The sequence below is a fragment of the Paenibacillus sp. AK002 genome (assembly GCF_053903045.1).
This window is the reverse complement of the sequence record NZ_CP096377.1, coordinates 3,587,269-3,613,900: the sequence shown is the minus strand read 5'-3', so window position 1 is coordinate 3,613,900 and position 26,632 is coordinate 3,587,269. Positions and strand designations below refer to the sequence as shown.

The window sequence follows — 26,632 nt, the reverse complement described above, 5'->3', positions numbered from 1 at the left end:
AGGCCGTGAGGTGGAGAAAAATGATCTATGTAACGATCACTGCAGTTCTGCTAATGTTCATTTTTCTCCTTCGTCTTGCGTGGATCAAGAAAGAAATGAGACGTTTATCGGTCCAGGTCGAACGCTTTCATCAAGGCTTGAGCGGGAAGAAGGTCGATATTGCTTTACTGGACAAAGATATCGAAGAGCTCGCTGGAAATATCAATCAATTAATCGATCTGGCGGTCCAGTCGAACAGGGATCGAATACGCAGTGATCGCGAATTGAGACAAGCGATCGCTAATATGTCCCATGATTTGAGAACACCGCTAACGGCTATTATCGGATATACCAAATTATTGGAAGTCAGTTCTGTCACGGACGAGAAACGACAGGAATATATGTCTATTATCAGAGCCACTGCTGATCGATTACATACCTTACTGCATGAGTTTTTCGAGTTGTCTCTTGTGCAATCTACAGAGTATCACCTTAAGCTTGAACCGGTACAAATAAATGCATTGTTGTGGGATGTGTTGACCGGTTTCTATGATCAATTTATTGAGAACCAAATAGTACCGGACCTTCAAATAACGGATGAACCGCTCATTGCCGACGTGGATCAGTCAGCAGTCGAACGTGTATTCGAAAATTTAATCAGTAATGTGATCCGTCATACGACAGGCAATGTAGCGATTAGTTTGAAGGAGAATGAGGGGAATATTCTGCTTATCATCAGGAATCAAGCGGACAACTTAAGCGAGAAAGACATAGACAAACTGTTTGATCGCTTCTACACAGCGGATCGGTCAAGATCGAGCCGCAGAACTGGTTTGGGGTTATCCATTGCTTATAGTCTCATGTTAAAGATGAACGGGCGATTGACTGCTAGGCTCCAAGATGGATGCTTGGAGATGAGATGCGAGTGGAAGCGAAGCTGATTCGTATTTACAGGAATTCTAACGGGCAGGATTGCGTGACTCAAGGGCGAATAGAATAAGCAAAAAAATTTATCTAAAACAGAAATGGAAGGATGAGCTGAGCGGTATGAGCCTATCGGCAACAATCAGCAATTTGGAAAACGGCAAACATCAGCACATCGTCGTTTATGGAACGAGTCTAACCGAAGGCGGCGCTTGGGTCAGCGGATTAAAGGAAATTCTGGATCGCCGGTTTCCGGGACAAGTTAAGTTGACCAACAGCGCCAAAGCTGCACAATGGTCGGGCTGGGGACTTGAACATTTGGAGGAACGTGTAATCGCTTTCGCTCCCGACGCCGTTTTTCTGGAATTCGCTATAAATGACTCGTATTTGCCTTATCAGACGAGCATTACGAAATGCGGTGAAAACCTGAATGCTCTTATTGATCGATTACGTGCTGCCAACAAGAATTGCGAAATTCTGTTGATGACCATGAATCCGCCGGTTCGGGAACACCTAGAAATTCGTCCTCTGATTGAGCAATATTATCAGGTGTACAGAGATACGGCTCGCTTGCGCGGACTTTTGCTCATCGATCATTACCCGGTTTGGCGGAGAATGTTAGACGAGAACCCCGCCGAATTCGACCGGCTTATTCCGGATGGAATTCACCCTTCGGACGAGGGCTCGACTACAATAACGCTTGCCGAAATCGAGAAGACCTGGTTGTAGCAACATGAGGTATTAATCATTGGGAATAGAAATCATTACGGTAACCGGTAACGGTAGCTTAATAAAACCATTAAAGCAGCTGGCCAAACGTGATCAGCTGCTTTTGTTCAACTAACGGTCAGGCTAGTTTAGTTTTAAAAGTACTTTCCAAAAAAGTGTGTGGTAAAATGTTCGAAGCTCACCACACATGAGGGGGGATTGAAGAAACTATGGAAAACTCTGTAGTTAGACTAGCAGAACGAATTGCAAGCGATTTTCTTCTGGAACAAGTAAAATCTTCATATCAGATCTTAGGCAAGGGCATCACAAATCAGGTTTGCGTAGTTGAAACGGAGAGTCGCAAAGTTGTTGTCCGCATGAACGATAAAGATACATTTCCAAGCTATATTAAAGAAAAATGGTGTATCGAGCAAGCAGCCGCAGTTGGCGTTCCTGGACCTGAGGTATTGTTCATTGGTATAGTTGATGAAACCGCTTATATGATCCAAGCATTTATTGAAGGGGACAACGGGCTAGACAATACTGTTCCCACGTCCGATGTTTGGAGGAAACTGGGCGAATATGCCAAGCTTATTCATTCGATCCAAGTGAAGGGATACGGAGGTAATCTGATTGATCCACTCCAGGGTGATTTTCAATCACCTTCTCATGCCGGATCAGACGGCAGTTGGCAAGGGTATGTGCAGTATAATATCAATAGTTTGACAGAGGATGACCCCTTGATTGAGCTTGGAGTAATCACTCAGATGGAATCGCAGAAAGTAAGAAAACTGTTTGAAAATTTGAAGAGTGAACCGTTCCACTTCGGTTTAAACCATGGGGATATCTCTTTAAAGAATACGATTGTCAATCAGTCGAGCCAAGTTATATTGCTGGATTGGAATGCAGAAGTTAACGTGGTACCGCATGCAACTGTTGCACAATTAATGCATTACCAAATCCTGGGATTAGAAGAAAGCGCAAGTGTTGAGGAATTCAAAGCGTTCATGGACGGGTACGGAATAAGTGAAAAAGACCTTTCTGAAACGAGGCATTTGCTGCTATTAAGGGCTTTCGATAATCTCAGGTGGGCTATTGATCGGAGTCCTGATCTGATCGAACCCTATGCTGCTTTTGCGAAACAAGTCATTGACATGATTATGGATTAGCAGAAAAATAGTTAATATTTTTTTAACTTTATGTTTCAGTAATCAAATGTGCACCGTATTCTCTATGCCCTCCTCCAATCAAACTCCATAAGATCTGCAGTTTTGACAGCTCTATTTACGCCCAGTAATTTCTCTACAACATACAACGAAGCATCGATGCCAGCGGATACTCCGGCGGATAATACAATTTTCCCATTATCAACAAAGCGATTTTCTTCAAATATTTCAGTAGTAGCAGGTACAATCTTTCGCAATTCATCAATAGCCAATCGGTTTAACCCCAACCTCCAGGAACCACCAATACATCAGGTTTAGGGCAGGTATATATAGTATAGGTTGGATTGATGCTTAGACCTCCTTATGCCGTAATCGGACTTGCTTTTTCCGCCACAGTGTAAACATTGAAGTCTTGCCCCCTGTTACTTCCTGAAATAAATACCTCGAATGGTCCTGAAAAATCCAAAGCTTGCTGAAGCATGACACCACGCAAGGGCTTTATGACGCCAAGGTTAGTTTATAGCGAAAACAGCTTGAACGGTGTGGATATTCCGATCTATGCCGAGAAAGACCCCGGAAAGCTCCCGTGGAAATAAGAACGAACTTAGATCATTGCTATCGAGTATAAACAAAAGAAGAGCTCATTAAGCTAACGGGCAGGTTAGCTTAATGAATAATTTACTTAACTGAAAGACAAGAAGATGGTACCTAATCCTTCAATCATGTCAAAAGCTTTTTGGATCAGATATCCCCGGAACCCCAGTTTCACGGATTGTCTTTGCTGCTATTACTTGAGATCAGATGTTCTGACCACCCGAGACTTCGATTCTCTGCGCATTAACCCAGCGATTGTCGGATCCTAGTAGGTTGGCCACTACAGGACCAATGTCCTCGGGTACGCCGACTCGACCAAGGGCAGTCATCGAGGCAAACGTGTCATTGTAAGCAGGTATGTCACGTACAGAACCTCCCAGAAAATCGGTTTCGATTGCTCCAGGTGCAATGGTATTAGCGGTAATACCTCGGTGACCCAGTTCTTTGGCCAAATAGATGGTTAGAATCTCGACCGCGCCCTTTGCGGCAGAATAGGCGGAGAATCCAGGAAAAGAGACGCGAGTGAGTCCCGATGAGAAGTTCACAATACGACCACCATCTGCAAGAAGCGGCAGAAGAGCCTGAGTCAAGAAAAATACGCCTTTGACATGCACATTGAACAGGCCGTCGAACTGAGCTTCTGTAGTTTCGGCATAGTCTATCATTTCTCCGTGGCCAGCATTATTCACCAGATGATGGAAAGTGGCACTATCCCAAGTAGACCGCAGGGTCGAACGAACTGTCTCAACAAAGGCCGTAAAGCTGGCAATATTACCAACATCAAGTTGTAATGCCACTGCTTTGCGACCCAAAGATTCGATCTCAGCAACAACAGACATTGCTTCTTCTGCTTGGCTACGATAGGTCAAGATGACATCACCGCCATGACGCGCAATACTGATGGCAGTATTGCGACCAAGTCCACGGCTACCACCGGTGACGATTGAGATATTATTCATTGTAACTTCATCCTTTCAGGGCTCATTTCTAATTACATTGTTATCATAGATTATAAAGTTCACTTTAAGTCAAGACTTTTCCACTGAGAAAAAAGTGTATAATTAAACCGTGGAATATTTGATTTACTCCCATCTTCCTCATCTTTTATAGCGAAAATATTGGATTTTTTATTTGATATTCCAAAAAAACAATTAAAGTTCACTTTAATAGGAGGCGATGATTTTATTTTGTTGACTATAAGGGAAGTTACTGAATTGACAGGGATGGCGGCTCCCACACTTCGATACTACGAGAAGGAGGGGCTGCTTCCACATGTGAAGAGAAATGAAAATGGGAAGCGGTTATATGACGAAGATGATATAAGCTGGATTCACTTCGTTACTGCGCTTAGAGCTACAGGAATGCCGATTGCTCAAATTCAGAAGTATGTATATTTGTATAAGGAAGGGGATTCGACGATTTCGGAACGAAAAATGATGATGCTTCATCATAAAAAAGAAATTGAGAAAAGCATAAAGGAACTTTATATTAACTTGGATAAAATAAACTATAAACTTGCTCTATATGATGTAATAGAATCTCAGATTGAACGAACCAACATCAAAATTTGATTATGTCCAAATACAAAGTCGCTAATGTAGCGACTTTGTATTTTTATATAAGGCTCAAACATACAATTTCCAAATAGCCATACCTAGAGAGATCAAGGAAAGGGCCATGCCGTAAAAAGGATGGCCCTAAAACATGCATTTACACTGCGTTATAGACATATTTAACTCTTATTATTCCATTAAGCTAAAGGGCAACAAGGAATAGGTGCTTGGGAGTTTATATTAAGTTTATTTACGTGTGCTAGAGTAAGAACGATCAATTTAGGAGGGGTGAAGAGCAGTTGAGAAAAATACTAAGTCCCATCACCGACTGGGTATCAACCAAGCGGGGGATGTGGATTACCATTGTGGTCTGGCTGGTAGCCATGATCGGCTTAAGCGCAGGCCCAAGGCTGAGTGAATACAAGGTGACTAACTTTCAGTCACTCCCTGATGAGGCACAATCCATCATAGCGGAGAACAAATTGGAGGAAAATTTCCCCAATCAGCAGGGAGCGCCAGGCATTCTCGTATTTCATAACGAGTCAGGCGCCATCCATGTCAATGAAGTTAAACAGATCTTGAAAGGCATTATTTCGGCAGATATCGAAGGGGTCGATTCCATTGTCGATATCAGCGCACTGCCGCCACAGGCACTGGCAGGCTTCACATCGGAAGACGAATCCACCATAATAGTCCCGATGAGTCTTGAGGCTGGACTTGGCAACAGCGAATACTCCGAAATTAATGATAAGGCCTCAGAGATCGGCAATGAAATTGCGAAGGATCTCGACACCATATTTTATATTACGGGACCCGCCGGAATTGCTGGTGATACGGTCAAGCTGTTCGAGCAGGCTGACGTTGTCCTGCTGTTGGCCACGATTGGCATCATCCTGATATTGTTGATTGTCATTTACCGTTCCCCGCTGCTGGCGATTATTCCGCTGCTGGCCACCGTCATTGTATATCAGGTGGTGAATCAATCTGTAGCTTTGATGGGCGCAGCCGGACTCGAGATTAATAACTCGACGACCTCTATAATGAGCATCCTGCTCTTTGCGGCTGTAATCGACTACTCGCTGTTCGTATTTTCGCGCTACCGTGAGGAACTGAACAAACATGAAAGCAAATATACCGCTATGCAGTACGCCATGCGTGCAACCGGAGAGCCTGTGTTTTTTGCCGGCGGTACCGTGCTGGCAGCCATGCTTATTTTATTTTTCACAGACTTCCGTGATTATCAGAACTTTGCACCGGTGTTCGGGCTGGCCATGTTTATTATTATGCTGGCTTCTGTGACCTTGGTTCCAGCCTTGTTTACTCTGTTTGGTCGTAAGGCATTCTGGCCTAAGGTACCTAAATACGGCCAGGAGCATGAGATCAAACACAGGATATGGGGGCCAATCGCCAAATTTGTAGTGAACAAGCCGCTTTTAACAGGCGGAATCGTTGTTGTCTTTATGATTATTACGGCGCTGAATGTGTTCAACCTGAAATATGAGTTTGACACCGTTAAAAAGTTTCCTGAGGATTTACCTTCCCGCGTCGGTTACGAGATTGTGGAATCCAAATATAACAAGGGAGAGCTTGCACCTTCCACTGTCCTTCTGGAATCCGAGACGGCACTGTCCGAAGATCAGATCGGCCAATTTATAGAGAAGCTGAACAGCCACGAGGAAATCAGCTCGGTACGTTCGTCCGGCATCAAGGAGGATTATACTGCGGCCAAGTTCAGCGTCGCGCTGACCATGAATCCGTATTCTACCGAGGCCATTGATTTTGTCGAAGAGCTTCGGTACCAGTCCGATGCCATACTAAACGAATTGTCCTTACAGGGAGATGTTTACTACGGCGGCGTGACAGCCAAACTAGTTGATGAGCGAGCTGTTAACAATAGTGATATTATCAAGGTGGTTATTTTAGAAACGATTCTGATTCTGGTACTGCTTATCGCACTCACCCGTTCATTAAAAATGTCGATTTACATGATGGCGACCATCCTGATATCTTACGTATCCGCTCTGGGGCTCGGCCTGTTCCTGGTGGATGCTCTGTTCGGATACGAATCCATCAGCACCCGGGTTCCGGTGTACGCGTTTATTTTCCTGGTGGCGCTCGGCATTGACTATAACATCATTATGATTTCCCGTTTCCTCGAAGAGCGAAAAACGAAGAATGTAAAGGAAGCTCTTGAAGTTGCTATTCGTAATACAGGCGGCGTCATTTCCTCGGCAGGTGTCATATTAGCCGCTACATTCGCGGCTCTGACAACGATGCCGATTGCGGATCTTTTCGTGTTCGGGTTTATGGTGGCGATCGGTATACTCATAGATACATTCCTCGTCAGAGGGATGCTGCTTCCATCCTTAATTTTGTTCTTTGAAAAAGATAAGGATCCGCAAACACGTTCATCTTAAGCGCATAAGGTAAGGAGGGGATTTTCATGAAAATTTTAGTGGTGGATGACGATTATGATATCCTGCAGCTCGTGACGATTCATCTGACCCGCGAAGGCTATGAGGTTTTACAGGCCCAAAACGGCCAATATGCCCTTAAGCTTCTAGAGGAGACTGAGGTGAACCTCGCCATTGTGGATGTCATGATGCCCGGGATGGACGGTTTCTCCTTAACTAAAATTTTAACCAAAGAGCTGGAAATCCCCGTCATTCTGTTGACTGCAAAAGGGCAGCTGTCCGATAAGGAGCAGGGATTCAGATCAGGCTCCGAAGACTACCTTGTGAAGCCGTTTGAGCCGAAGGAATTGCTGTTTCGGGTGGCCGTGGTTCTGCGCCGCTATGGACGTGCTCTGGAGAGCGTCTTAAAAGTTGGTAACGTCAAAATCAACCGGAATGACTTTGAGGTCATCATTAATGATGAAACGATCCTCTTTCCTTTAAAAGAATTTGAGCTTCTCACAATGCTCGCAACCCGGGTAAACAAGGTCACACCTCGGTCGCTGCTGCTCGAACAGGCATGGGGCGAAAATTATGAGGGGCATGAGATGACGTTAAATACGCATATGAACCGGATCCGCGAACGGTTGAAGCGATACGGCGCGGCAGTCGAAATCCAAACGATCAGGGGCATCGGCTATAGATTAGAGGCTGTTGAATGAGGACATTATACCGTGAGTTTATTTCAGCCATTCTGCTCATTTTAGGAATCAGCATGCTGATCGGCTTTGTCCTGGCTAACGTGGTTTACGTCGTATTTACCAAGGACGAGATGACCCAGCAAAATCTAGAGGTGGCCGAGCAAATTGTTCATGTTCTAGAGAACATGCATATGGTCGATCATGCTGTTCAACCTTTTTTGCAGTCCATCGGACAATTAGGGTACCAGATTTATTTCGTTGATCCATCCGGAGGAGGGACTACCTTTGGACAGTCTTTTGAACAGAGCAGTCTCCCTCGCCAGACGCTGGAGCGGGTGCTGCAAGGAGACCGCTACATGGGCAAAGAGGGGACATGGGATCAGTTCTGGATGATGGGTCATTTCTCCAATGATATAAGAAATACAATCGGTCTGCCCGTTCGGATCGACAATGAACCCCACGCTTTATTTGTAAAACCGGACAGCCAAATTTTGTTCTCTGATATTCATATGATGCTGGCGGGATTCATCGTTGCCATTGCCCTTGTAAGCGTACTGGGGGTTATCATGATGGCTAAACGGCTGACTCACCCGATATCCGAATTGTCCGAGGCGACCAAAGCGATAACCAATGAAGATTTTACGTACGCCTTGAATATCAGTCGGCAGGATGAGATTGGCCAGCTGGCCGGCAATTTCTTGAACATGCAGCAGCAGCTTATGCATAATGATATCGCCAGGAAGTCCTTTATCAACAATGTATCTCACGATTTTCAATCACCCTTGATGAATATTCAGGGCTACGCGGATCTGCTCCTCAGCACGGGCCTGAATGAGAAGGAACGGCTCCAATACGCTGGCATTGTCAATGATGAAGCCCGAAGATTATCGAATTTAACGAAGCAGCTTCTGCTGATTACCTCTTTGGACCAATCCGGGTATCCCGTAAAAAAGAGCCCTGTTCGTCTGGATCTGCAAATTAAGGAATCCATCAAGAAACACCAGTGGAGCCTGCAGGACAGGAATCTGACCATTTCATACAAACTGGATGAGGCAGTATTGTTCTCGGACCGCGAGCTGCTTGCCATCGTGTGGGATAATCTCATTACTAACGCTATTAAGTATAATCAGCCAAACGGCCATGTCTTTATTACCTGCAGCATAGAGTCGGATATGATCCGGCTAGCGTTTCAGGATACCGGCGTTGGCTTGTCTGAAGAATCAGCTGAACAGGTGTTTGAACGCTTCTACCGGGTGGATACTACTCGCAAAAAAGACGGGACAGGCCTCGGCTTGTCCATTGTAAAAGAAGTCGTTACATTATTAAACGGAACCATATCGCTCAAGAGCGAACTCGGAAAAGGAACCACCTTTACCGTCATGTTTCCTCAGGAAGGAAATGATAATTAGATGGAACAGACCTGGAGTATACGACTCATACGCTTTGCGGCGCTCTTCGGCATTCTCGGGACCTTTATCGGGTCCCAAATGTCCGGCAATATGGATTATTCCATGCGGCCGATTCATGCACATATTTTGCTGGTAGGATGGCTGTCGGTGTTTGCCTGGGGGATCTTTTACAAGGTAAACAAGGTGAGATATAAAAAGCTGGTGGCCATCCACGGCTGGCTGGCCATGCTGGGCGCATTCGGCTTGACGTTTGGCATGTGGATGTACAATTTAAACCCGTTCCAATGGGATGAGACCTTTGTGATGATCTTCTTTATTGTGGGCGGTTCGCTCTTATTATTAGCCTTCTTGCTGTTCGCCATTATTACATTCTTAACAGAAAAAGAGTAGATAGATACGTAAGCCCCTTCTCCAGCGGAGAGGGGGGATTTTAGTATTGGGCTCAGCAAAATGAAAACTGTTGCTCGTATAAAGGAAATGCCGAAAGAATACCTAATAGATAAGAACAGACTCCCATTGAAAGTCGCTAATTTAGCGGGATTTTGTTTTATCGGTACTCCCGTTATTTAGGTACTCGTCCATTTTTTTCGATATTGATGCGGCGTGATTCCCATTTGCGTTTTAAACCATTTGCAAAAATAAGAGCTATTTGTTAATCCGATCTCCTCCACAATAAGCGAGATCGGTTTCTTTGTAGTCGCTAGGAGTTGTATGGATTGATGAAATACTTCATCGGAAGAGCAGGTAAAGATTATTTTACGGACAAAGCGCCGGCTGCGAGCAGGCGGAGGTGCTCCACAGCAAAGTCGGAAATTATCATTCGGCGAACTGATTCTCGACTGCTTGAATCGAAACGAGAACGCCATGTCCCATGCACACGCTTTTATGGCGGCAGAATGGTGTCTGAAAGCGCAGCAGAAAGCTATGCGGATAACGTAGTGATTCAAGAATGCATATAGAATAGATAATCGAATAATCATAAACTTCCGGTTGTGATTGCGCCTGCACGCTCGTAATTCACGACAATAACGCCATTCGGGGCGACTTTGCTTTCCGTCACCTTAAATGCCGCCGGGGTAGTGCCTCCAGCAAACAACCGCTTTCCACTGCCCAACGTTATTGGATATATCATCAGCCAGAACACATCGACCAAATCATGCTTGATAAGCGTCTGAACGAGATCACCGCTTCCCCAAACATGCAAATCTGGCCCTTGCTGTTGCTTGATTTGAGTGATTTTCCCCACAATATCTCCACTTAAAAATACGGACGGCTGCCATTCGCCAGATGTCATGGTGTTCGAGACGACGTACTTGTTAGCCTGGTTGGCCCTCGGCCATACGTCCGCATGTTGCGGCCAATACGGTGCCCAAATTTCATAGGTTTTGCGCCCTAACAACAGATCGAACGGCATGTTCATCTGCCTTCTCAGTAGCGTTCCAACGATCTCGTTAGAATATGGCGCTGACCACCCGCCATATGCGAAACCGTCGCTGACATCTTCGTCTGGCTCTCCTGGGGCTTGTATGACGCCATCAAGGGAGACATGTTCAAGCACAATAATTTTTCTCATAATTGAGTTCCTCCTACATCTGGATTACAGACTATTTTAGCAATTTTTTTATTTTATCGGTACAGGTTCTTGTCCTTGACTCGGGACAAGAACTTTACCGGTTGTCGAAAAGGACAAGAACATGAGCCGATTACCGATGAGATAAGTATCTAACTACTTATCTCTGATGGGGTAGTAATGGCCGTTATTAAGTATCACACCTTTACTTCTAGGGCCTCGATCAAAATTGAGGACCTAAAGGAGGGCTTATCCCCAACCTTCGTTAAACTAATGGGACACGTTAGTTTAACGAAGACAAGAAGGCAGCCGATCAAAGATATCAGTTGCCTTTTTTAAGCTAACGGGCAGGGGTTAATCAACCGCCTTTGTACGTTTTTGATTATTTATATGATGCAGTAACAAACGTGCATTGGAGGGTTAGGCGCTGCGGTGATACATATTTTGCCGGTAACCACATACAGATAACCTTTGCCGTAACATCGCACTCAGAAGAATACAACGTGAATTAGGAAATAAATAAAGGAATTATATGGAAATGATAAATCAAGTTGACCTATAATATATGCCTTGAAAGAGATGATTCTATTTAATTATGTCGGGAGACATAAGCCAACGCGCAGTTTAGACGGGTCTCATTTTTAACGAACGTTAAAATTGTCTTAAATGGAAACCATATTTTAGATTGTGTTAATCTGTCTAATAGAGAACCCCGAGTAGAGAGAGGGATGTTAATTGAAAAGAAGCGTGTTATATATTGAAGATAACGAGAAAATAGGCAGTTGGGTAAAGGAAGAATTGGAGCAGCGAGGGTTTTCAGTTCAGTGGCTGCTAACTGGTGAAGGAGCCGAAAAAGAAGTCAATCAGCACGAAATCGTTATTTTGGATATCATGTTACCCGGTTTAGACGGATTTACTGTGGGAAGACGATTAAAGAAGACAGCTCCTGCTATTCCTATTTTGCTGTTAACTGCTCGAACATCGATAGATGATAAAGTAGATGGTTTGCAATTTGCTGATGACTACTTAACGAAACCATTCCACACGGATGAATTAGTTGCAAGAATAGAAGTATTAATCCGTCGTAATGGTGGAACAAAACCCGATCGCATTTCATTAGGAAATCAGATTGAAGTAGATCCAGAAGGTCAAATGATATTTGATAAACACACAGGAGAAGAAATAATATTAACAGGGAAACAGCATCAAATCTTAATGTACTTCTTACGCCACCCTAATCAAGTTTTAACAAAAGAACAAATTTATGAAGCTATTTGGGAAGAAGCTTATATAACAGGCGATAAAACACTAATGGTGCATATCCACCGACTGCGTCAAAAGCTGGAACGCCATCCCGATTCCCCGGAGATTATTGAAACGTTGAAGGGAATTGGCTATAGGGTGAAATTATGAAGCAAAATAGATCATTATTTCGTCGTTTTCTAAAAGTACATTTTCTATTTATCTTTTTTCCTCCGATTATGATTATTTTCATCAGTGCGTTTTTTGGGGTTTCAGATATCCATGATAAAAATGTAAATGCGTTAAATCTGTTTTACGTTACCGTACTAGTGTTTGGTTTTATTATTGTCGCATTCGTGATCTTATCCTGGCGGTTCTTCTTGAAACTTCAAAAACGTCTCGCCCGCTTACAAGAAGTCATGTCATTATCAGCTAAAAACAACTCATTTCCTAAAACCATATCTGTTCAAAGTGATCATATGGATGAGATAGACCAGTTAGGAAGTTCTTTTAATTGGATGATTCAGCAGCTTGAAGACAGTCGCAAGCGAGAATATGAAGAGGAGTTATTACGACATCGACTCATTGCGAATTTATCTCACGACTTACGAACGCCGCTTACCATTTTGAGAGGACATGTCACCCGCTTAAATAAAGAACCCATGAGTTTAGAAGGACAAAACTCGTTAACAGAGATCAACCATACGATTACAAGAGTCGGAGATCTAATGGATGATTTACTGTCCTATACATTGCTTACCTCAGGAAAACATCCTTTTGTGCCCGTTTCAACAGATATTGGACGTCTAGTAAGAGCATCTGTTGCTGCGTGGTATCCTGTATTTGAAGAAAAAGAAATTCAGCTTGATGTTGATTTACCGGGAGAGGAGACTTTTTATTGGGAAGCAGATCCTAATTGGATGAAACGGGTTTTGGATAATTTATTTCAAAATATTCTACGCCATGCAGCAGAAGGGAAATATGCAAATATTGTGGTTGATATAGAAAAAGAACAGATCATTATTGCAGACAGAGGTCCAGGCTTGGATAACTCTTCCTATGAGCATGGGGCAGGGATTGGTTTATCGACTTCAAATTACATGTTGAAAAAAATGAAGCTGAAAGCTGACTTTACATCAAATGAAAATGGCACAAGAGTAGTTATTGGTAGAGCGTAACCCAAAGGTAACCCAGAAGTAAACGCCATGATAACCGCGATGTAACTTTGCTTCTTTATAATGAGAGCCATAACAGAAAGGGAGTGTTATGGTTGCTTACCATTAATAACGTAGTCAAACATCGCGGAACTCAAGAAATCTTATCAGGTATCAGTTTTAAAGCGAGACCTGGCAGAGTGACTGGTTTTTTAGGTCCGAATGGGGCAGGTAAAAGTTCTACACTTCGCATCCTGCTTGGATTAGATCGTGCCACATCAGGGAGTGCACTCATAAATGGCAAGCCATTCTCAGAGTTACATAATCCTCTAGCGACAGTAGGTGCTGCACTTGATGGATCTGGGGCCCATCGTATGCGAACAGGGCGGGCACACTTGCGCTGGATTGCTTGTGCCGCAGGATTGTCTCGCTCACGTGTCGAGGAAGTTTTGGAAATCGTAGGTCTTACTAATGCAGCTGACAAAAGAGTTGGAAATTATTCGCTTGGTATGGGGAGAAGACTTGGAATGGCCGCTGCACTACTGGGTGATCCCCCAATATTGGTACTAGATGAACCCGTAAATGGGCTCGACCCGGAAGGAATTCGTTGGATCCGGACATTCTTGCGTAAACGGGCCGAGTCTGGCAACACGGTGTTACTATCCAGTCATCTTATAGGAGAGCTTGCAGAGACAGTCGATGATGTGGTCATTATTAAGCAAGGAACAATCGTTGCAGATGGAACATTGGATGAAGTAATAGGTAACCATTCCACGCTGGAAAAAGCTTTTTTTGCCCGGACATCTGAACATGCAGGTGGTGTTGTATGAGAGCATTCAACGCGGAACTATCTAAATTGTTCTCCCTGCCGGGCATTTGGCTTGCCTTTCTTGTTGGAGCATTTTCTCCTGCGGTCATAGCCGCCTTAGACAGTATAGCGCAAAAAGAGGAGATTATAGCTGGAGTTAGCACACGGCTATTGGAAGTTGGCTATATTGGATTAGCCCTTGGTGTACAAGGTGTCATCATCCTTGGTGTGCTTGCTGTCAGCAGCGAGTATTTAACAGAGAGCAGTGAATCTGGCGGAGGACAACAGATTACAACAAGTTTAACGGTTGTTTCGTCAAGACTTCATTTTTTGCTGGCAAAAGCAGGTGCTGTGACAGTAATCAGTATACTGCTTTGTATCGTTGCTATAATGACAACTGTGTCAGCTACGCATCTTGTTCTTGGTGAGCATACCCCTGCATTAGAATGGTCGAAGCTGCTCGGTGCAGTTTGTTACTGGACATTCACTGCTCTATTAGCATTCGGGATTACTGTACTGACTAAGAATGGCACGATTCCGCTTGCTGTGCTCATCATAAATACATCCGTTGTTTCATTTAGTTTCCTGCTTTCTAAGGTTACAAAGTTAGCGTTATACTTACCGGATCGGGCTGGCCTTGAAATGTTTATGTTTCTGAGCGACAGATTTCTCACTCCGTTCACAGGCGGTATAGTCATGTCAGCCTGGGTAGTCGTTCTTTTCATTGCTGCAGCTATTGTATTCCATAGGAGGGACGTTGCAGCATGAGTGTCCCTTCTATTAGAAAAAAAACACAAATCCTTCGTGCTGAACTGGATAAATTAGTTACATTACCATTGATATGGCTCACTCTTATGGGTACATTCATTCTTAATTTAGGATTAGCCGCAGCTTTTACGTCTATTGGTCTACAAGGGGCAATAGGATCGCAAAGTATACTGAATATTGGGTTTGCTTCGATGGAATATCTTCAAGCAGGATTCATTATACTTGGGATCTTAGCTACTTGCTCAGAGTATACCGGTGGACAGATTCGAACTACGTTAGCTGCGATCCCTTGTCGTGGGATCCAACTATCCATGAAGCATTTGGCATTGGCAATCATAACCGTTCCCGCGGCCTTTATTATCGCTGCATCCGGTGTACTATATACTTATATGATGATGAGAGACACAGCAGCAGTGATTGGTTTAGATACCATGGTAGAAGCATTGGCAGGTGCAGCAGGCTATCTAACATTAACCACACTTCTCAGTGCAGCTATAGGTGCTTTATTAAGACGAACCACCCCTGCTTTAGTGGTACTGCTTGGTTATTATTTCATTGTCAGTCCATTATCGAGAGATTTTCTACCTAGTATTACAATGTATTTTCCGGATACGGCAGGATATTATATGTATATGCCGCCGTCCTCTGATGAAAGAAATGTCCTTTCACCAATGCAAGGGACAGGGATTTCAATGATATGGACACTGAATTTTATTATAGCAGCTATTGTATTTTACCGTAAACGTGATGCCTGAGTATAAGGTTCATCTATTCAAAAATATAACGGTAGTGATTTTTTGAAAAATTTCTGAAAAAGTACGATGGTCTGATATGATTGATGTGACAGAGTACAAGGACAAAGTCTCATTGAAAGTTGTCGATGGACAAGAACCTAGACCTCTAGAAAGTCGCTAATTTAGCGGCTTTTTTATTTTATCGGGACAAGTTCTTGTTAAAACACAATGACAAGAACTTGATAACATTCCCGACTGATGACAAGAACATGGTTACATTCCCGATATCACGTAGGCAGACGCCCTCTATTTAACGAACGGGCAGATTATATTAGCAATCTGTAAGAAACAATCCGAACTGAAATGTACTATATTGTAGTTTATATAGCCCCCCCAAAGTCTAAAAGAATAAACGACAGACGCACACAAAGGAGTGAAGTTATGAAATTATTACTCACATCTGCAGGCATTAATAACAAAAGCATACACAACGCGCTAGTTGACATGCTGGGCAAGCCGATCGCCGATTGCAACGCTCTGTGCATTCCCACCGCGATGTACGGACACCCCTGGGTAGGCCCCGGCGTCAAAGCATGGCAGTTCATCAGCGGGAATTCCGAGAATCCAATGGTCGACCTAGGCTGGAAGTCCGTCGGCGTGCTGGAACTCACAGCGCTGCCAAGCATCGACAAAGACCGCTGGGTACCGCTAGTAAGGGAGACGGACGTCCTTCTGGTTGCGGGCGGCGACGCCCTCTACCTGTGCCACTGGATGCGGCAGTCCGGACTGGCAGACCTCTTGCCGTCTCTGCAGACAGTTTATGTGGGACTGAGCGCCGGGAGTATGGTGATGGCACCTAACATCGGGGAATTCTTCGTTGGCTGGACTCCACCCACTGGCGGCGATGAAACGCTGAGTTTCGTTGATTTTGCAATATTTCCGCATCTGGACCATGAAATGCTGCCGAGAAACACCATGGCTGATGCAGAGAGATGGGCCGCCGGGATGCAAGGGCCAGCGTATGCGATCGATGATCAGACCGCCATCAAAGTGATCGACGGAGTGGTTGAAGTTGTCTCCGAAGGGAATTGGAAACATTTTTCGCACCTCCTATAAGAAAGAGTGGAGATGAGCACAATGGAGAAGAGATTTCCGCATTGTCCTCTAGTATTTCACCAAGCTACACCAGAGGAAATCATCGCATATAACCGTGGTTTGATATAAAGCTAGAATAAGCTAAGGAATTTTACGAGGACGATCTTTGTATCTGAAAGGATGTAAAGGGATGATAAGCTATGCAGGCAAATGAGGAGTTCAAAATGGAAGAAGGGCTGGAAGGCATTACGGGAATTACTTGTATTTACGTACCAGTAAATGATGTTTACGAGTCTATTAAATGGTATCAAAAGAATTTAGGGTACCAACCTGCAACCAACGATCGTGTTGAGCCTGGGATGGTGATGGCTGTTTTGAATTTGCTGACCCTGACGGTAACATATGGGAAGTTTGGCAGCCTTAATCGATTAATCAGATCAATTTCGCTAACGTGAGCTGAATAAAGAAGAGGAGGCAGCTGGTCAGAGCGATCGGTTGTCTTTTTTAAATGTCGAGGGACAAGAATATGGTCCATTGAAGTCGCTATTTTAGCGGCTTTTTTATTTTATCGGTATAAGTTTATTGTACATGGCTGGGGACAAGAACTTGTACCGATTAGATAGACATTTTTAAACGATCGGTCGTTAAATTATTGACAATACATTATGATAATCCTTATAATGGCATTAATTCAGATGAAGGGAGCCTGAAGGTTATCAAGAAAAGAGAGATTACATCAAGTCATATCGTCCAAGCAGCATATGAGCTGTTTGCAGAGCATGGGATAGAGAGAACGAGTTTGGGCTTGATTTCTAAAAAAGTAGGCATAACCAAATCCTCTATATACTACCATTTTGCAACAAAGGAAGAGTTGATCAGCCGAACATTTGACTATATTTTTAGGGATCATTATTTTGCTGCTTACTTTGATGCTGAATCCGTTAATAAAGACAATTTTGTAGAGACGATGATTCGGGGCGGTTTAAATATGCTGCCAAGCGATGATGAAGAGTATCGTTCAACATTAAGAGTGCTTAGTGAGTTCACCATGCTAGCCGAGCGTGATGAGCAATTTAGGGCTCCCTTATTGAAAGTTCAACAAGATTTTATCAATGGTTTCTATAATTTATTATCAAAAGGCAGTGATCTGGGTCTAATTGAACCTACAAAAATCGAAGTCAGTGCTAAAATTCTTGCCCTTCTTATTGATAATTTGTCTAGATGTAAGATGATGAAGATGGATTTGGAGTATCAGATGATTTGGGAAGAGACTGTTAATAGAATCATTATTCGAGAAAATACATAGTTAACTTATAGGGAGGGATCCGGTTGAAACATATATTGATTACAGGTACATCAAGAGGTATTGGTGAATCGTTGGCTAATCAATTAATCGATAAGAACCATCACCTTATATGCATTTCTAGAACTTCGAACCAACGGATTATCGATCTAGCCAAGGAGAGGGACTGCAGAATTGATTATTATAATTTTGATTTAACAAACATTGGCGAGATTGATCAACTGTTCGAAGACATCTTCCGTCAAATTGAGCTTTATTCCAACGATGATGCGATCTATCTTATCAATAATGCTGCCATGTTGACTCCTGTGAGCCAAATTGAACGGATAGAAACGGATCAAATAATTGAAAACATCCATTTAAATCTATTAGCACCAATGATAATAACAGCTAACTATCTTAAACGTACCAAAGATATGAATGTGGACAAAAGAATTCTAAATATATCCTCAGCATCCGCAAAATATTTATTACCCTCACAAAGCTGTTACAGTACTGCAAAAGCCGGCCTTGACTCATTTACGAAGAGTATAGACATTGAGCAAAAGCTCGTGACATATCCAGCAAAAGTAGTCGCTGTATATCCAGGTATGATCGATACCAATTTACAATCGGAAATTCGATCCGTAAGCAATGATCTTTTCCCTTATGTTAATGAATTCATTCGACTTTCTGAGGAAGGGAAGCTACAAACGCCTGAATACACTGCGCACAAATTAATAGAGATTCTGCTGAGCGAAGATTTTGGTAAGGCTGTTGTTATAGAAAGCATGGATCAATAAACGCGAGAGGAAGAACGCCTGCGACGCTTATGGGTGTGATTTGATAAAAGAAGGAGGAGAGGCATTCCAGCGCTTCTCCTTTTCTAATTTATGCTTCAGTTATCAAAACAACATAAAGTTAAAGCGTTTTGGATTTCGAGAGGCTTATTTAAAGAGATTACTATTTCAATTTCTTGAAAAAACTCCTTTTGTGATTAGCAATCCGTAAGAAACAACCCAAGCTGAAATGTCCTATAATGTAGTTAATGTAGATATCCCTCATGAACAAAGGAGAACTGGAAATGAGAAAACTTGTTCTATTCTTGCACGCATCGCTTGACGGTTTTGTAGAAGGGCCGAACGGTGAAATGGACATTGGCTGGGTTGCTTACGATGCTGATTTGGAGAAGCACGCAAAAGAAATTCTGAGTACTGCCGACACTGTCATTTGGGGACGTGGAACTTATCAGATGATGCACAGTTACTGGCCATCTGTGCCCTCGAACCCATCAGCTTCGCAGCATGAACTTAATCATGCCGAGTGGATCGAAAAGACAGCCAAAATTATTTTTTCCACGACGCTGGAGAAAGTCGAATGGAACAATTCCAGACTGGTGAAAGAAGATGTCGAGGAAGAGATCAAAAACCTCAAACAGCAGCCAGGCAAGGATATGGTCATCCTCGGCAGTCCTAGGTTCGCACACTACCTTATGCAGCTTGATTTAATAGATGAGTATAAAATTACGGTTTCTCCCGTCCTGATCGGCAGCGGGTTGCCGTTTTTCCAAGGTCTCAGGGAGAAGATCAATCTTAAACTTATCGAAAACAAGACATTTGATTCTGGAGCCATAGGCCTCGTTTACCAGACGATTAGATGACTCTGACTTTAAAAGTAGATTACGTTAACGGGACATGATATATCTCAATGAAGACATTGAAGGTAGCCGACTCCAAAGCCGGCTACCTTTTTCGATATCTATTGCCACAGCTGTGATGAATAGGGAGAAGCCGGCTTGTTATTTAGGGAAAGCCGCTGGATTCCTTGGCCGGACTTCTCGGCCAGTAAACTAAAGTCGAATATATATGGATAGAGCTAGAGAGTACGGTTTTCTGGAAACCGTACTCTTATGTTCTATTGTATATCTTATTAGGGTTTGACTTTCCCCTGCACGGGAGACTGTATACTCACATTATGATATGGATTGGAGATGATACTTTGTTCAAAATCAGTGCATTTTCCAGGCTAAGCAAGCTCTCCCTAAAAACACTGCGTTATTACGACCAGATTGGCATACTTAAGCCGAGAAAGGTAGACCACGATACGGGTTACCGGTACTATTCTGCAGATCAGCTTCTTGAGCTCAATCGAATTTTAATTTATAAGGAATTGGGTTTTACATTGCCCCAAATCACACAGCTGCTCGAGGAAGATATTACATTAGAGAATATTCAAGGCATGTTTAAGCTGAAAAGAAGCGAAATTCAGCAAAAAATCGATTCGGAACAAGCCAAACTTGTCAGGATTGAGGAGCGTATGCAGCTTATAGAAAGAGAGGGGCAATTCGAAACTGGCCAAGATATACGAATCAAATCCGAAGGTGCACAAACATTTCTTTTTCAAAAAGCATACGGAAGAGAAGAAGACATACCAGGGTTATTTCATCAATTGGATCTGTTATTAACAACGGAAATTCGCCAGTTGATCCAAGGCCCTCAAGTTGTTTTGTGGAAAAACATAGACGGAAAAGAGGAAGAGTTTGAGTTTGATGTCGGTTATTTCTTAACCTGTGAGCTCCAATCATCTCTAGAGCCTTGGCACTAGCCGTTTTTTTGATTGGAACCATTGAATATATTATTACAGGAATCATTGAGATGATTGCTGTGGACTTGGGAGTATCAACTTCCGAAACTGGGTTACTGGTGACTGTGTTTGCTCTTGCCGCGGCCATTGTCGCTCCGATTTTGATTGCAGTGACGATCAATGCAGATCGGAAGAAGCTGCTGATAGCCACCCTAAGTGTATTTATTGCCAGCAATGGATTTATGTTTGTAGATCTTCCTTATGAAATAGTACTATGGGTACGAATTATACAAGGAGCTAGCGGAGGAATCGCAACCGTAGTGGCCATGGCAGTAGCGACACGACTCGTTGAAAAAGAAAAAGAAGGCAATGCTATCGGTATTATTTTGATGGGACTTAGCAGCTCGCTGGTGCTTGGTGTTCCCATGGGCACATTTTTTAGTGAGATGTTTGGCTGGAGAGTTCTATTTATCTTAATTGGTTTATTAAGTGTTTTTCCATTACTTATCATCTATAAAAAGGTTCCGGCAATCAAAGAAGAAGAAAAGGTTACCCTCAGAATGCAGGTCTCCATTTTAAGGAATTCATCCATTCTGACCGCCTTGGTTATTACTTTATTGTACATCGGCGGCTATTCTACACTGTTCACTTATATTACGCCTTTCTTGCAGGCTACATCTTCTCTTTCCATAGCCCAAATTAGCGGTGTTTTATTCCTGGCGGGAGTTTGCAGCTTTGTCGGCTCAAGAGTGGGTGGACAATTGGCAGATGCAAAGGGATCGAAGTTTACCATATGTCTCGGGCTCCTGTTACAAGGGGCGACTCTTCTTTTATTCGCTCTAGCCGGTGTCCATCTCTTGGTATTAATTTTGAATTTAATGATTTTTATGTTAGCAACGTGGAGTATTTCCCCTGCCCAGCAACTATATTTGGTTACTCTAGCGCCTCGAAATCCAGACATCGCCCTTAGCGTAAATACCTCGTTCATCCAATTTGGTTTTGCATTGGGATCTGGATTAGGCGGGGTTGTCATCAGTCGCACATATGTCCTGTATTTAAATTGGCTGGGTTTGGCCGCTGTAAGCATAGCTTTACTTCTTTCCATCTTGTTATTTAAAAAAATGAGCAATAGGATTAAAACTCCTATGGCTACTTAATAAAAAATGGACTGGACTCCGATTGAGTCAATCCAGGAGACGGTGCGCAGTTTCGTCGGCTTGAAGCACCGAATTCGGCGGGTGGCAACCGTGGGCGACGTGCAGTATTGCAACAATACCAAAGCCGGTTCACACCCTAGGCAGTCTAGATTTCCTTCATTATTGGGCAGCAGAGAACTTGCGGGAGATTTCCCGATATGTTGTTGGTGACATGCCTTTTTTAGCCGAAAATTGTTTTATGAAGTAAGTGTCATACTCAAATCCGGTAGCACGTGCAATTTCATTTAAGCTCATATCTGTATGAGTCAGCAGATTCCCCGCAACCTTCAAGCGGTGCGACAGTAAGTAACCCATCGCTGTGCACCCGCATCTTTCCTGAAACATCTTATTAAGCGAAACGCGGTTCAAGTACGCGCATTTTGTTAAATCTTCCAGGATGATTTTATCCGAATAATGGGTGTGTATATATTCCAGAACTAAATCTACAGGTGATTGCTCGCTGTGACGGTTTAAATCTTCAAGAACCCCCAATATTTGTATAAAATATTTTTTTATTCTACATGCCCAGAGTGCATCGCTTTGGGCATACACTTCTGTGCCAAGCACAAAGAACCACTCAAATAATTGTGGATATGCCTTCTCGGTTATGCGAGGTATCCCAGTTCGTTCAGGAGACTTACGAAACAGCGAAAGACCTGTTTGTATTTTCAAATCGGACGGAAAGTAATCTTCTGTTTCAGAATGGGGAGTCGAGTTAAGAAAATCCGGATGAAAACAAAATGATGATGCTGAAGCGTTGTGTTTTTCTATAACTTGTATCGTATCCTCTGCAGACAAACAAAGAATCGCTGGTGCTGAAATAGTGACCGGGCGTTCGTTAAATATCCCTTTTATACTTCCATTCGTAACAAAAACGAGAGTAAACCGCTCCGGGTAGGGAATATGTGCAAAATCCTCGGCAGCTACAAATTCGATATTTACCGTTCTGTTTTTATGGCGGTCAATTTGTGGCATGATTCTCACCTGACAGATAGTATAGTTAAATGCTTCACTTATGACAGTGTATCACAAAAATTCAAGGGATATAATTTGGATACTGACAGAAAGGTGGTTATGATGATGGCAATTAACATCGCAATTAACGGTTTTGGCAGAATTGGCAGACTTGCATTTCGGCAGCTTTTTGATACTGAAGGATATAGAGTTGCAGCCATTAATGATCTTACAAGTCCGCAGATGCTTGCGCACTTGCTGCAGCATGACACCACGCAAGGGCGTTATGATGCCAAGATTTGCTATAGCGATAACAGCTTGAACGTGAACGGTGTAGATATTCCGATCTATGCCGAAAAAGACCCCGGAAAGCTCCCGTGGAAAGAACTGCAAATAGACGTTGTTCTGGAATGCACGGGCTTCTTCGCATCAAAAAAAGCGTCAGCAGCACATATTGAAGCAGGTGCCAAAAAGGTGCTTATCTCCACCACCGCCGGGAACGATGTTCCCACTATTGTTTTCGGTATCAATGAACATACGTTGTCTAAGGACGATACCATTGTTTCGGCTGCTTCCTGTACGACGAACTGCCTTGCGCCAATGGCGTATTTCTTGAACGAGCTTGCACCACTCAAAAAGGGATTTATGACGACCATTCACGCTTACACAAACGACCAGAATACCTTGGATGGACCCCATCCCAAAGTTGACCTGCGGCGGGCGCGTTCTGCGGCGGGCAATATCATCCCGACCTCAACCGGTGCAGCAAAGGCAATCGGGCTAGTGATCCCGTCCTTGGATGGCAAGCTGGATGGAACATCGCAAAGGGTGCCGGTCATGGCGGGCTCACTGACAGAATTAACCGCAGTGGTAGGCGGCTCCGTGACAGCAGAGCAGGTCAATACGAAGATGGAACAGTCCCAATCGAAGGAATATGGGTATACAGATGAACAGCTTGTTTCGTCTGATATTATCGGCATGACTTACGGCAGTTTGTTTGACGCAACACAGACAAAGGTAACAGAGCTAGGAACAGATACATTGGTGAAAATTGCTGCGTGGTATGATAACGAGAACTCCTTTACCACCCAGTTAATACGCACTGCAAAATACTTAGCCCAATTATAATGTTTAGCGGGCTAAAGGATACTAAGAATGAGCGAATAACCACAAGCGCTGCCATAAGCAGTGAAACAGGACATATCACACACGGGAAAAGGGCTGTACCCAAATTGTTCGAATGACGTGGGAACATAACTTCTAAAACATAAATAAGGATCTCAAATTCACTGTATTGTGAGGACGCGACTAACCCCATAACGTGAGAGAAATTAAAAACACCTTCAAGAATGCCATCATATCGTAAGATATGGAGACTACTTGGAGGTGTTTTGTATAACAGACCATAAGTAACGGCAAGTTTTTCGGAATCGTCAACATGCTCATCCATCCGTTGCTTGCGAGCATAGCTCCTGAAGATGGCGGCTGACGATCTGCTCAACGGTCTCCAGTGTGTATAGCTCCGGGCGGAGCAATGCGAGTATCGTCAAACCTTCGACAATCGCGGCCAATCTTAAGGTTTCGAGTTGAATGTCTACCGAAGAGGGGAGAAGTTTCGCCTCATCTAGAATTTCGAGGACGGCTTTAGTCAGGTAGTGGAGTCCGTCCGTGAGCTCGTCTTTTTTAGCTTGTAATGCCAAACTCGTGAGGGATCGGATGGCGAAGATCCACCAGACGCCGCTGGCAGTTCGTTTTTCCGCATCTAAAGGGAGCAGTTGTAACAGAATTTCCCTCGCTGCATTCATCGGAATAGGGCTTATTTCCAGGCGCTCTTCTGCTCTGGCAACTCCTCTTGTCAAATAATAATCCACGATAAATAACAACAGCTCATCCTGTGTTGAAAAATAATGCCGCAATGCGCCCGGTGACAACCCTGCCGCACCTGCAACGGCACGGATTGACGCATGTTCGACACCTTTTTCTTTAATAATATTCCATGCAGATTCTGCGATCAGTTTTCTCTTTTGTTCATGGTCCACGACTTTCGGCAACGGTAAACGCCCCCTTGTTTTATTTAGCACAATGAATTAAAATAAATAACACACTGTGTTATTTAGAATTTATTTAGTTATATCGTGTTGCAGTTATCATGTCAATAATCTGGACTTTGTCGTGATTGACGGGAGGGGATGCAATGCAAGAGCAAAGCGATGGGTTTTTTCGTCTTCATTGCACCTGTTATAGTTGCAGAAGAGAGTTTTATGTCATTGAGGGGACTCAAGATTACGACCGTGTGAAACGAAATTCTAAAGGAATGCATGTCTGCGAAGATTGCAAAGACAGGATCGAGCTTGAAGCACGACTACAGTTAGGGAGACGACTGTTGACCGGCAGAGATTAGGTTTCAAGACAAAAATGACAAGAGCATGAGCCGATTACCGATTAGATATGTATCCAACCATGTTTCATGCAATTGCTTTAAGCAAAACGGGCAGTATAGTTTAAGATCCATTCAACATTCAATCAAATCCCATTAAATAACATAATTATGTTATAATTATAATACTCCATCAATTTGGTGATATTGGATATCTAATTTAAATTTTTTATCTAGGGGGCAAATAATGAGAAATGATTATGAAACTCCTGAAAAAACAAGAGAAAGACTAAGACAAGAAGAACTGGAAAACAATCCATTTGGTCATATGAATCACGGAAATGGTAGGTCTCAGTATGGTTTAGTCGATTTAGTAGGTAGTTTAGGTTGGAAAGGCACTGTAGTATTAATCATTGTTATTATTGTTGGTCTTATAATTGCCCAATATTTTTAAGTAAGAGAATTTTATTAATGGTTTTTGTTTTTTGAGAAAGCCTGTCTATGAATGCTCAGACTTCTTTTTCTTAATAGGATCGAGTCATCATCTTATGTTTGTACTTCTTATGTGAGTAAACCAATAAGTTTTAGCCCGCAGTACTGAATACTGGGAAGACTAGAAGCTGGCTTATTTGCCAGCTTTTTTGGTTTACTACTATGGTGGAATTTTACATAAAAACAGTTGCAATAGCATTCTATATGGAATCTGAGCGAGTAGTAGGAGATGAAAGAATGAGTGGGAACGGAGGGGCAGGCTTGAGCGAAGAGCTGTTGACATGGTCTGGCGTTACTATGCCTCTCATCGATTCGGGGGGGTAGAATTTCAGTTGAACGGCAATGAAATTGGGCATCTTCACGGCAACCGTTGTTTGACCTGTTCATCCCGAAAACGGAACGTGATCGATGGATTGAAGAAGGGAAGGCAAGGCCGCATCATATGTATCCCGATTCGGGCTGGGTATCCGTTTATTTAATTACCGTGCAAGATGTTGCACATGCCATTGAAATCGCACGTTCTAAATATGATCAAATAAAATTAGGAGGATGTAAATGATGATAGCAAATCCGTTCATTGTAGTGGAGAATTGCAAAGACGAAATCAAGTATTATCAAAGCGTGTTTGGTGGTGAGATTGCCATTCTTCGCAAGCAAGGGGAAGAGGTGCTTAACGCGGACCTGCATGTAGAGGGGGTAACCCTTAAGTTTGCTGATACTCAAGCGGCAAAGCCGGTAATGAAAGGCGATTATGTGAGAGTTTTCTTAAGAATCGAGACGGAGGAAGCGTTCCAAAGGATCTACGGAGAATTTGCGGCCGAAGGGATTATTAACTCGGAAGCATATGAAGCTCCGTTTAACGGACTATTGGCTATCGTTACCGACCGAAACGGCGTGTGCTGGGTGCTGTCCTATTATCGAACATAATGCTGAGAAGTCGAGATGCGGAG

General features: G+C 43.3%; 29 protein-coding genes and 2 pseudogenes. 25 read left to right on the top strand and 6 right to left on the bottom strand.

Going from position 1 to position 26,632, the window contains the following annotated elements:
- The first annotated feature begins 20 nt into the window (after positions 1 to 20).
- The 3 genes from M1D70_RS15890 (at position 21) to M1D70_RS15880 (ending at position 2,780) form a co-directional block, all read left to right on the top strand.
- Positions 21 to 920, top strand: a complete 900-nt coding sequence (locus tag M1D70_RS15890; RefSeq protein ID WP_456287263.1) for a sensor histidine kinase — start codon at positions 21 to 23, stop codon at positions 918 to 920.
- 106 nt (positions 921 to 1,026) lie between these two features.
- Entirely contained in the window at positions 1,027 to 1,632 is a 606-nt protein-coding gene (locus tag M1D70_RS15885; RefSeq protein ID WP_009593444.1) for an SGNH/GDSL hydrolase family protein, read from the top strand.
- Between the two features lie 209 nt (positions 1,633 to 1,841).
- Complete coding sequence (locus M1D70_RS15880; protein WP_009593458.1) at positions 1,842 to 2,780, top strand: phosphotransferase family protein; 939 nt, start codon at positions 1,842 to 1,844, stop codon at positions 2,778 to 2,780.
- A gap of 62 nt (positions 2,781 to 2,842) precedes the next feature.
- Here M1D70_RS15880 and M1D70_RS15875 read toward each other — a convergent pair whose 3' ends face one another.
- Positions 2,843 to 3,049 carry a type 1 glutamine amidotransferase family protein gene (locus tag M1D70_RS15875; protein WP_254664075.1) on the bottom strand — a complete coding sequence of 69 codons (207 nt, stop codon included), beginning with the start codon at positions 3,047 to 3,049 and terminating at the stop codon, positions 2,843 to 2,845.
- A gap of 525 nt (positions 3,050 to 3,574) precedes the next feature.
- Positions 3,575 to 4,330 (bottom strand): SDR family NAD(P)-dependent oxidoreductase, encoded by a 756-nt coding sequence (locus tag M1D70_RS15870; protein WP_009593445.1) that lies wholly within the window; start codon positions 4,328 to 4,330, stop codon positions 3,575 to 3,577.
- A 159-nt stretch (positions 4,331 to 4,489) separates the two neighbouring features.
- Between M1D70_RS15870 and M1D70_RS15865 the strand changes: the two genes are divergently transcribed.
- From M1D70_RS15865 to M1D70_RS15845, 5 genes are all read left to right on the top strand, one after another.
- Complete coding sequence (locus M1D70_RS15865; protein WP_456287262.1) at positions 4,490 to 4,942, top strand: MerR family transcriptional regulator; 453 nt, start codon at positions 4,490 to 4,492, stop codon at positions 4,940 to 4,942.
- Between the two features lie 281 nt (positions 4,943 to 5,223).
- A complete protein-coding gene (locus M1D70_RS15860; protein ID WP_456287261.1) occupies positions 5,224 to 7,341 on the top strand; it encodes an MMPL family transporter in 2,118 nt (705 codons plus the stop codon).
- Between the two features lie 26 nt (positions 7,342 to 7,367).
- Entirely contained in the window at positions 7,368 to 8,039 is a 672-nt protein-coding gene (locus M1D70_RS15855; RefSeq protein ID WP_009593476.1) for a response regulator transcription factor, read from the top strand.
- The gene (locus M1D70_RS15850) at positions 8,036 to 9,427 is read left to right on the top strand and encodes a HAMP domain-containing sensor histidine kinase (RefSeq protein ID WP_456287260.1); all 1,392 of its coding nucleotides are present in this window, start codon (positions 8,036 to 8,038) and stop codon (positions 9,425 to 9,427) included. The genes M1D70_RS15855 and M1D70_RS15850 overlap by 4 nt, the downstream gene beginning before the upstream one ends.
- A complete protein-coding gene (locus M1D70_RS15845) occupies positions 9,428 to 9,817 on the top strand; it encodes a hypothetical protein (protein WP_009593475.1) in 390 nt (129 codons plus the stop codon).
- Positions 9,818 to 9,993: 176 nt separating this feature from the next.
- Here M1D70_RS15845 and M1D70_RS15840 read toward each other — a convergent pair whose 3' ends face one another.
- Positions 9,994 to 10,293, bottom strand: a complete 300-nt coding sequence (locus M1D70_RS15840; RefSeq protein WP_456290450.1) for a helix-turn-helix domain-containing protein — start codon at positions 10,291 to 10,293, stop codon at positions 9,994 to 9,996.
- Here M1D70_RS15840 and M1D70_RS15835 point away from each other — a divergent pair.
- Positions 10,247 to 10,366, top strand: a pseudogene (locus tag M1D70_RS15835) (Gfo/Idh/MocA family protein); the annotation flags it as partial. The gene M1D70_RS15840 and the pseudogene M1D70_RS15835 overlap by 47 nt on opposite strands.
- Positions 10,367 to 10,403: 37 nt before the next feature.
- Here M1D70_RS15835 and M1D70_RS15830 read toward each other — a convergent pair.
- On the bottom strand, positions 10,404 to 11,000 hold the full coding sequence (locus M1D70_RS15830; RefSeq protein WP_456287259.1) for a dihydrofolate reductase family protein: 597 nt from the start codon (positions 10,998 to 11,000) through the stop codon (positions 10,404 to 10,406).
- Between the two features lie 732 nt (positions 11,001 to 11,732).
- Here M1D70_RS15830 and M1D70_RS15825 point away from each other — a divergent pair.
- From M1D70_RS15825 to M1D70_RS15770, 12 genes and pseudogenes are all read left to right on the top strand, one after another.
- Positions 11,733 to 12,410: a response regulator transcription factor gene (locus M1D70_RS15825; protein WP_009593465.1), complete on the top strand. Its 678-nt coding sequence runs from the start codon at positions 11,733 to 11,735 to the stop codon at positions 12,408 to 12,410.
- The gene (locus M1D70_RS15820; RefSeq protein ID WP_456287258.1) at positions 12,407 to 13,417 is read left to right on the top strand and encodes a HAMP domain-containing sensor histidine kinase; all 1,011 of its coding nucleotides are present in this window, start codon (positions 12,407 to 12,409) and stop codon (positions 13,415 to 13,417) included. Before M1D70_RS15825 ends, M1D70_RS15820 begins: the two co-directional genes overlap by 4 nt.
- A gap of 92 nt (positions 13,418 to 13,509) precedes the next feature.
- A complete protein-coding gene (locus tag M1D70_RS15815) occupies positions 13,510 to 14,223 on the top strand; it encodes an ABC transporter ATP-binding protein (RefSeq protein ID WP_456287257.1) in 714 nt (237 codons plus the stop codon).
- A complete protein-coding gene (locus tag M1D70_RS15810; protein WP_456287256.1) occupies positions 14,220 to 14,969 on the top strand; it encodes an ABC transporter permease in 750 nt (249 codons plus the stop codon). The genes M1D70_RS15815 and M1D70_RS15810 overlap by 4 nt, the downstream gene beginning before the upstream one ends.
- Complete coding sequence (locus tag M1D70_RS15805) at positions 14,966 to 15,724, top strand: ABC transporter permease (RefSeq protein WP_456287255.1); 759 nt, start codon at positions 14,966 to 14,968, stop codon at positions 15,722 to 15,724. Before M1D70_RS15810 ends, M1D70_RS15805 begins: the two co-directional genes overlap by 4 nt.
- Before the next feature lie 420 nt (positions 15,725 to 16,144).
- Entirely contained in the window at positions 16,145 to 16,819 is a 675-nt protein-coding gene (locus M1D70_RS15800; protein ID WP_009593454.1) for a Type 1 glutamine amidotransferase-like domain-containing protein, read from the top strand.
- 179 nt (positions 16,820 to 16,998) lie between these two features.
- The gene (locus M1D70_RS15795; RefSeq protein WP_456287254.1) at positions 16,999 to 17,253 is read left to right on the top strand and encodes a hypothetical protein; all 255 of its coding nucleotides are present in this window, start codon (positions 16,999 to 17,001) and stop codon (positions 17,251 to 17,253) included.
- 197 nt (positions 17,254 to 17,450) lie between these two features.
- The gene (locus M1D70_RS15790) at positions 17,451 to 18,104 is read left to right on the top strand and encodes a TetR/AcrR family transcriptional regulator (RefSeq protein WP_456287253.1); all 654 of its coding nucleotides are present in this window, start codon (positions 17,451 to 17,453) and stop codon (positions 18,102 to 18,104) included.
- A 23-nt stretch (positions 18,105 to 18,127) separates the two neighbouring features.
- Positions 18,128 to 18,883: a (S)-benzoin forming benzil reductase gene (locus M1D70_RS15785; RefSeq protein ID WP_456287252.1), complete on the top strand. Its 756-nt coding sequence runs from the start codon at positions 18,128 to 18,130 to the stop codon at positions 18,881 to 18,883.
- A gap of 281 nt (positions 18,884 to 19,164) precedes the next feature.
- Positions 19,165 to 19,740: a dihydrofolate reductase family protein gene (locus tag M1D70_RS15780; RefSeq protein WP_456287251.1), complete on the top strand. Its 576-nt coding sequence runs from the start codon at positions 19,165 to 19,167 to the stop codon at positions 19,738 to 19,740.
- Positions 19,741 to 20,078: 338 nt separating this feature from the next.
- Positions 20,079 to 20,678 (top strand): annotated as a pseudogene (locus tag M1D70_RS15775) (MerR family transcriptional regulator); the annotation flags it as partial.
- A 56-nt stretch (positions 20,679 to 20,734) separates the two neighbouring features.
- Entirely contained in the window at positions 20,735 to 21,820 is a 1,086-nt protein-coding gene (locus M1D70_RS15770; protein ID WP_456290449.1) for an MFS transporter, read from the top strand.
- 159 nt (positions 21,821 to 21,979) lie between these two features.
- On the opposite strand, the gene M1D70_RS15765 is transcribed toward M1D70_RS15770, so the two are convergent.
- The gene (locus tag M1D70_RS15765; protein ID WP_456287249.1) at positions 21,980 to 22,834 is read right to left on the bottom strand and encodes a helix-turn-helix domain-containing protein; all 855 of its coding nucleotides are present in this window, start codon (positions 22,832 to 22,834) and stop codon (positions 21,980 to 21,982) included.
- 105 nt (positions 22,835 to 22,939) lie between these two features.
- Here M1D70_RS15765 and gap point away from each other — a divergent pair, with 105 nt between their 5' ends.
- Positions 22,940 to 23,941 (top strand): type I glyceraldehyde-3-phosphate dehydrogenase, encoded by a 1,002-nt coding sequence (gap, locus tag M1D70_RS15760; protein WP_456287248.1) that lies wholly within the window; start codon positions 22,940 to 22,942, stop codon positions 23,939 to 23,941.
- Positions 23,942 to 24,255: 314 nt separating this feature from the next.
- Here the strand turns inward: gap and M1D70_RS15755 are convergent, their stop codons facing one another.
- The gene (locus tag M1D70_RS15755) at positions 24,256 to 24,864 is read right to left on the bottom strand and encodes a TetR/AcrR family transcriptional regulator (protein ID WP_456287247.1); all 609 of its coding nucleotides are present in this window, start codon (positions 24,862 to 24,864) and stop codon (positions 24,256 to 24,258) included.
- Positions 24,865 to 25,437: 573 nt separating this feature from the next.
- Between M1D70_RS15755 and M1D70_RS15750 the strand changes: the two genes are divergently transcribed.
- The 3 genes from M1D70_RS15750 to M1D70_RS15740 all read left to right on the top strand — a co-directional run bounded on the left by M1D70_RS15750 (position 25,438) and on the right by M1D70_RS15740 (position 26,609).
- Positions 25,438 to 25,644 (top strand): DUF6366 family protein, encoded by a 207-nt coding sequence (locus tag M1D70_RS15750; RefSeq protein WP_036673026.1) that lies wholly within the window; start codon positions 25,438 to 25,440, stop codon positions 25,642 to 25,644.
- A gap of 408 nt (positions 25,645 to 26,052) precedes the next feature.
- Positions 26,053 to 26,241, top strand: a complete 189-nt coding sequence (locus M1D70_RS15745) for a luciferase domain-containing protein (protein ID WP_456287246.1) — start codon at positions 26,053 to 26,055, stop codon at positions 26,239 to 26,241.
- The gene (locus M1D70_RS15740; protein ID WP_009593881.1) at positions 26,238 to 26,609 is read left to right on the top strand and encodes a VOC family protein; all 372 of its coding nucleotides are present in this window, start codon (positions 26,238 to 26,240) and stop codon (positions 26,607 to 26,609) included. The genes M1D70_RS15745 and M1D70_RS15740 overlap by 4 nt, the downstream gene beginning before the upstream one ends.
- The last annotated feature ends 23 nt before the right edge of the window (positions 26,610 to 26,632 follow it).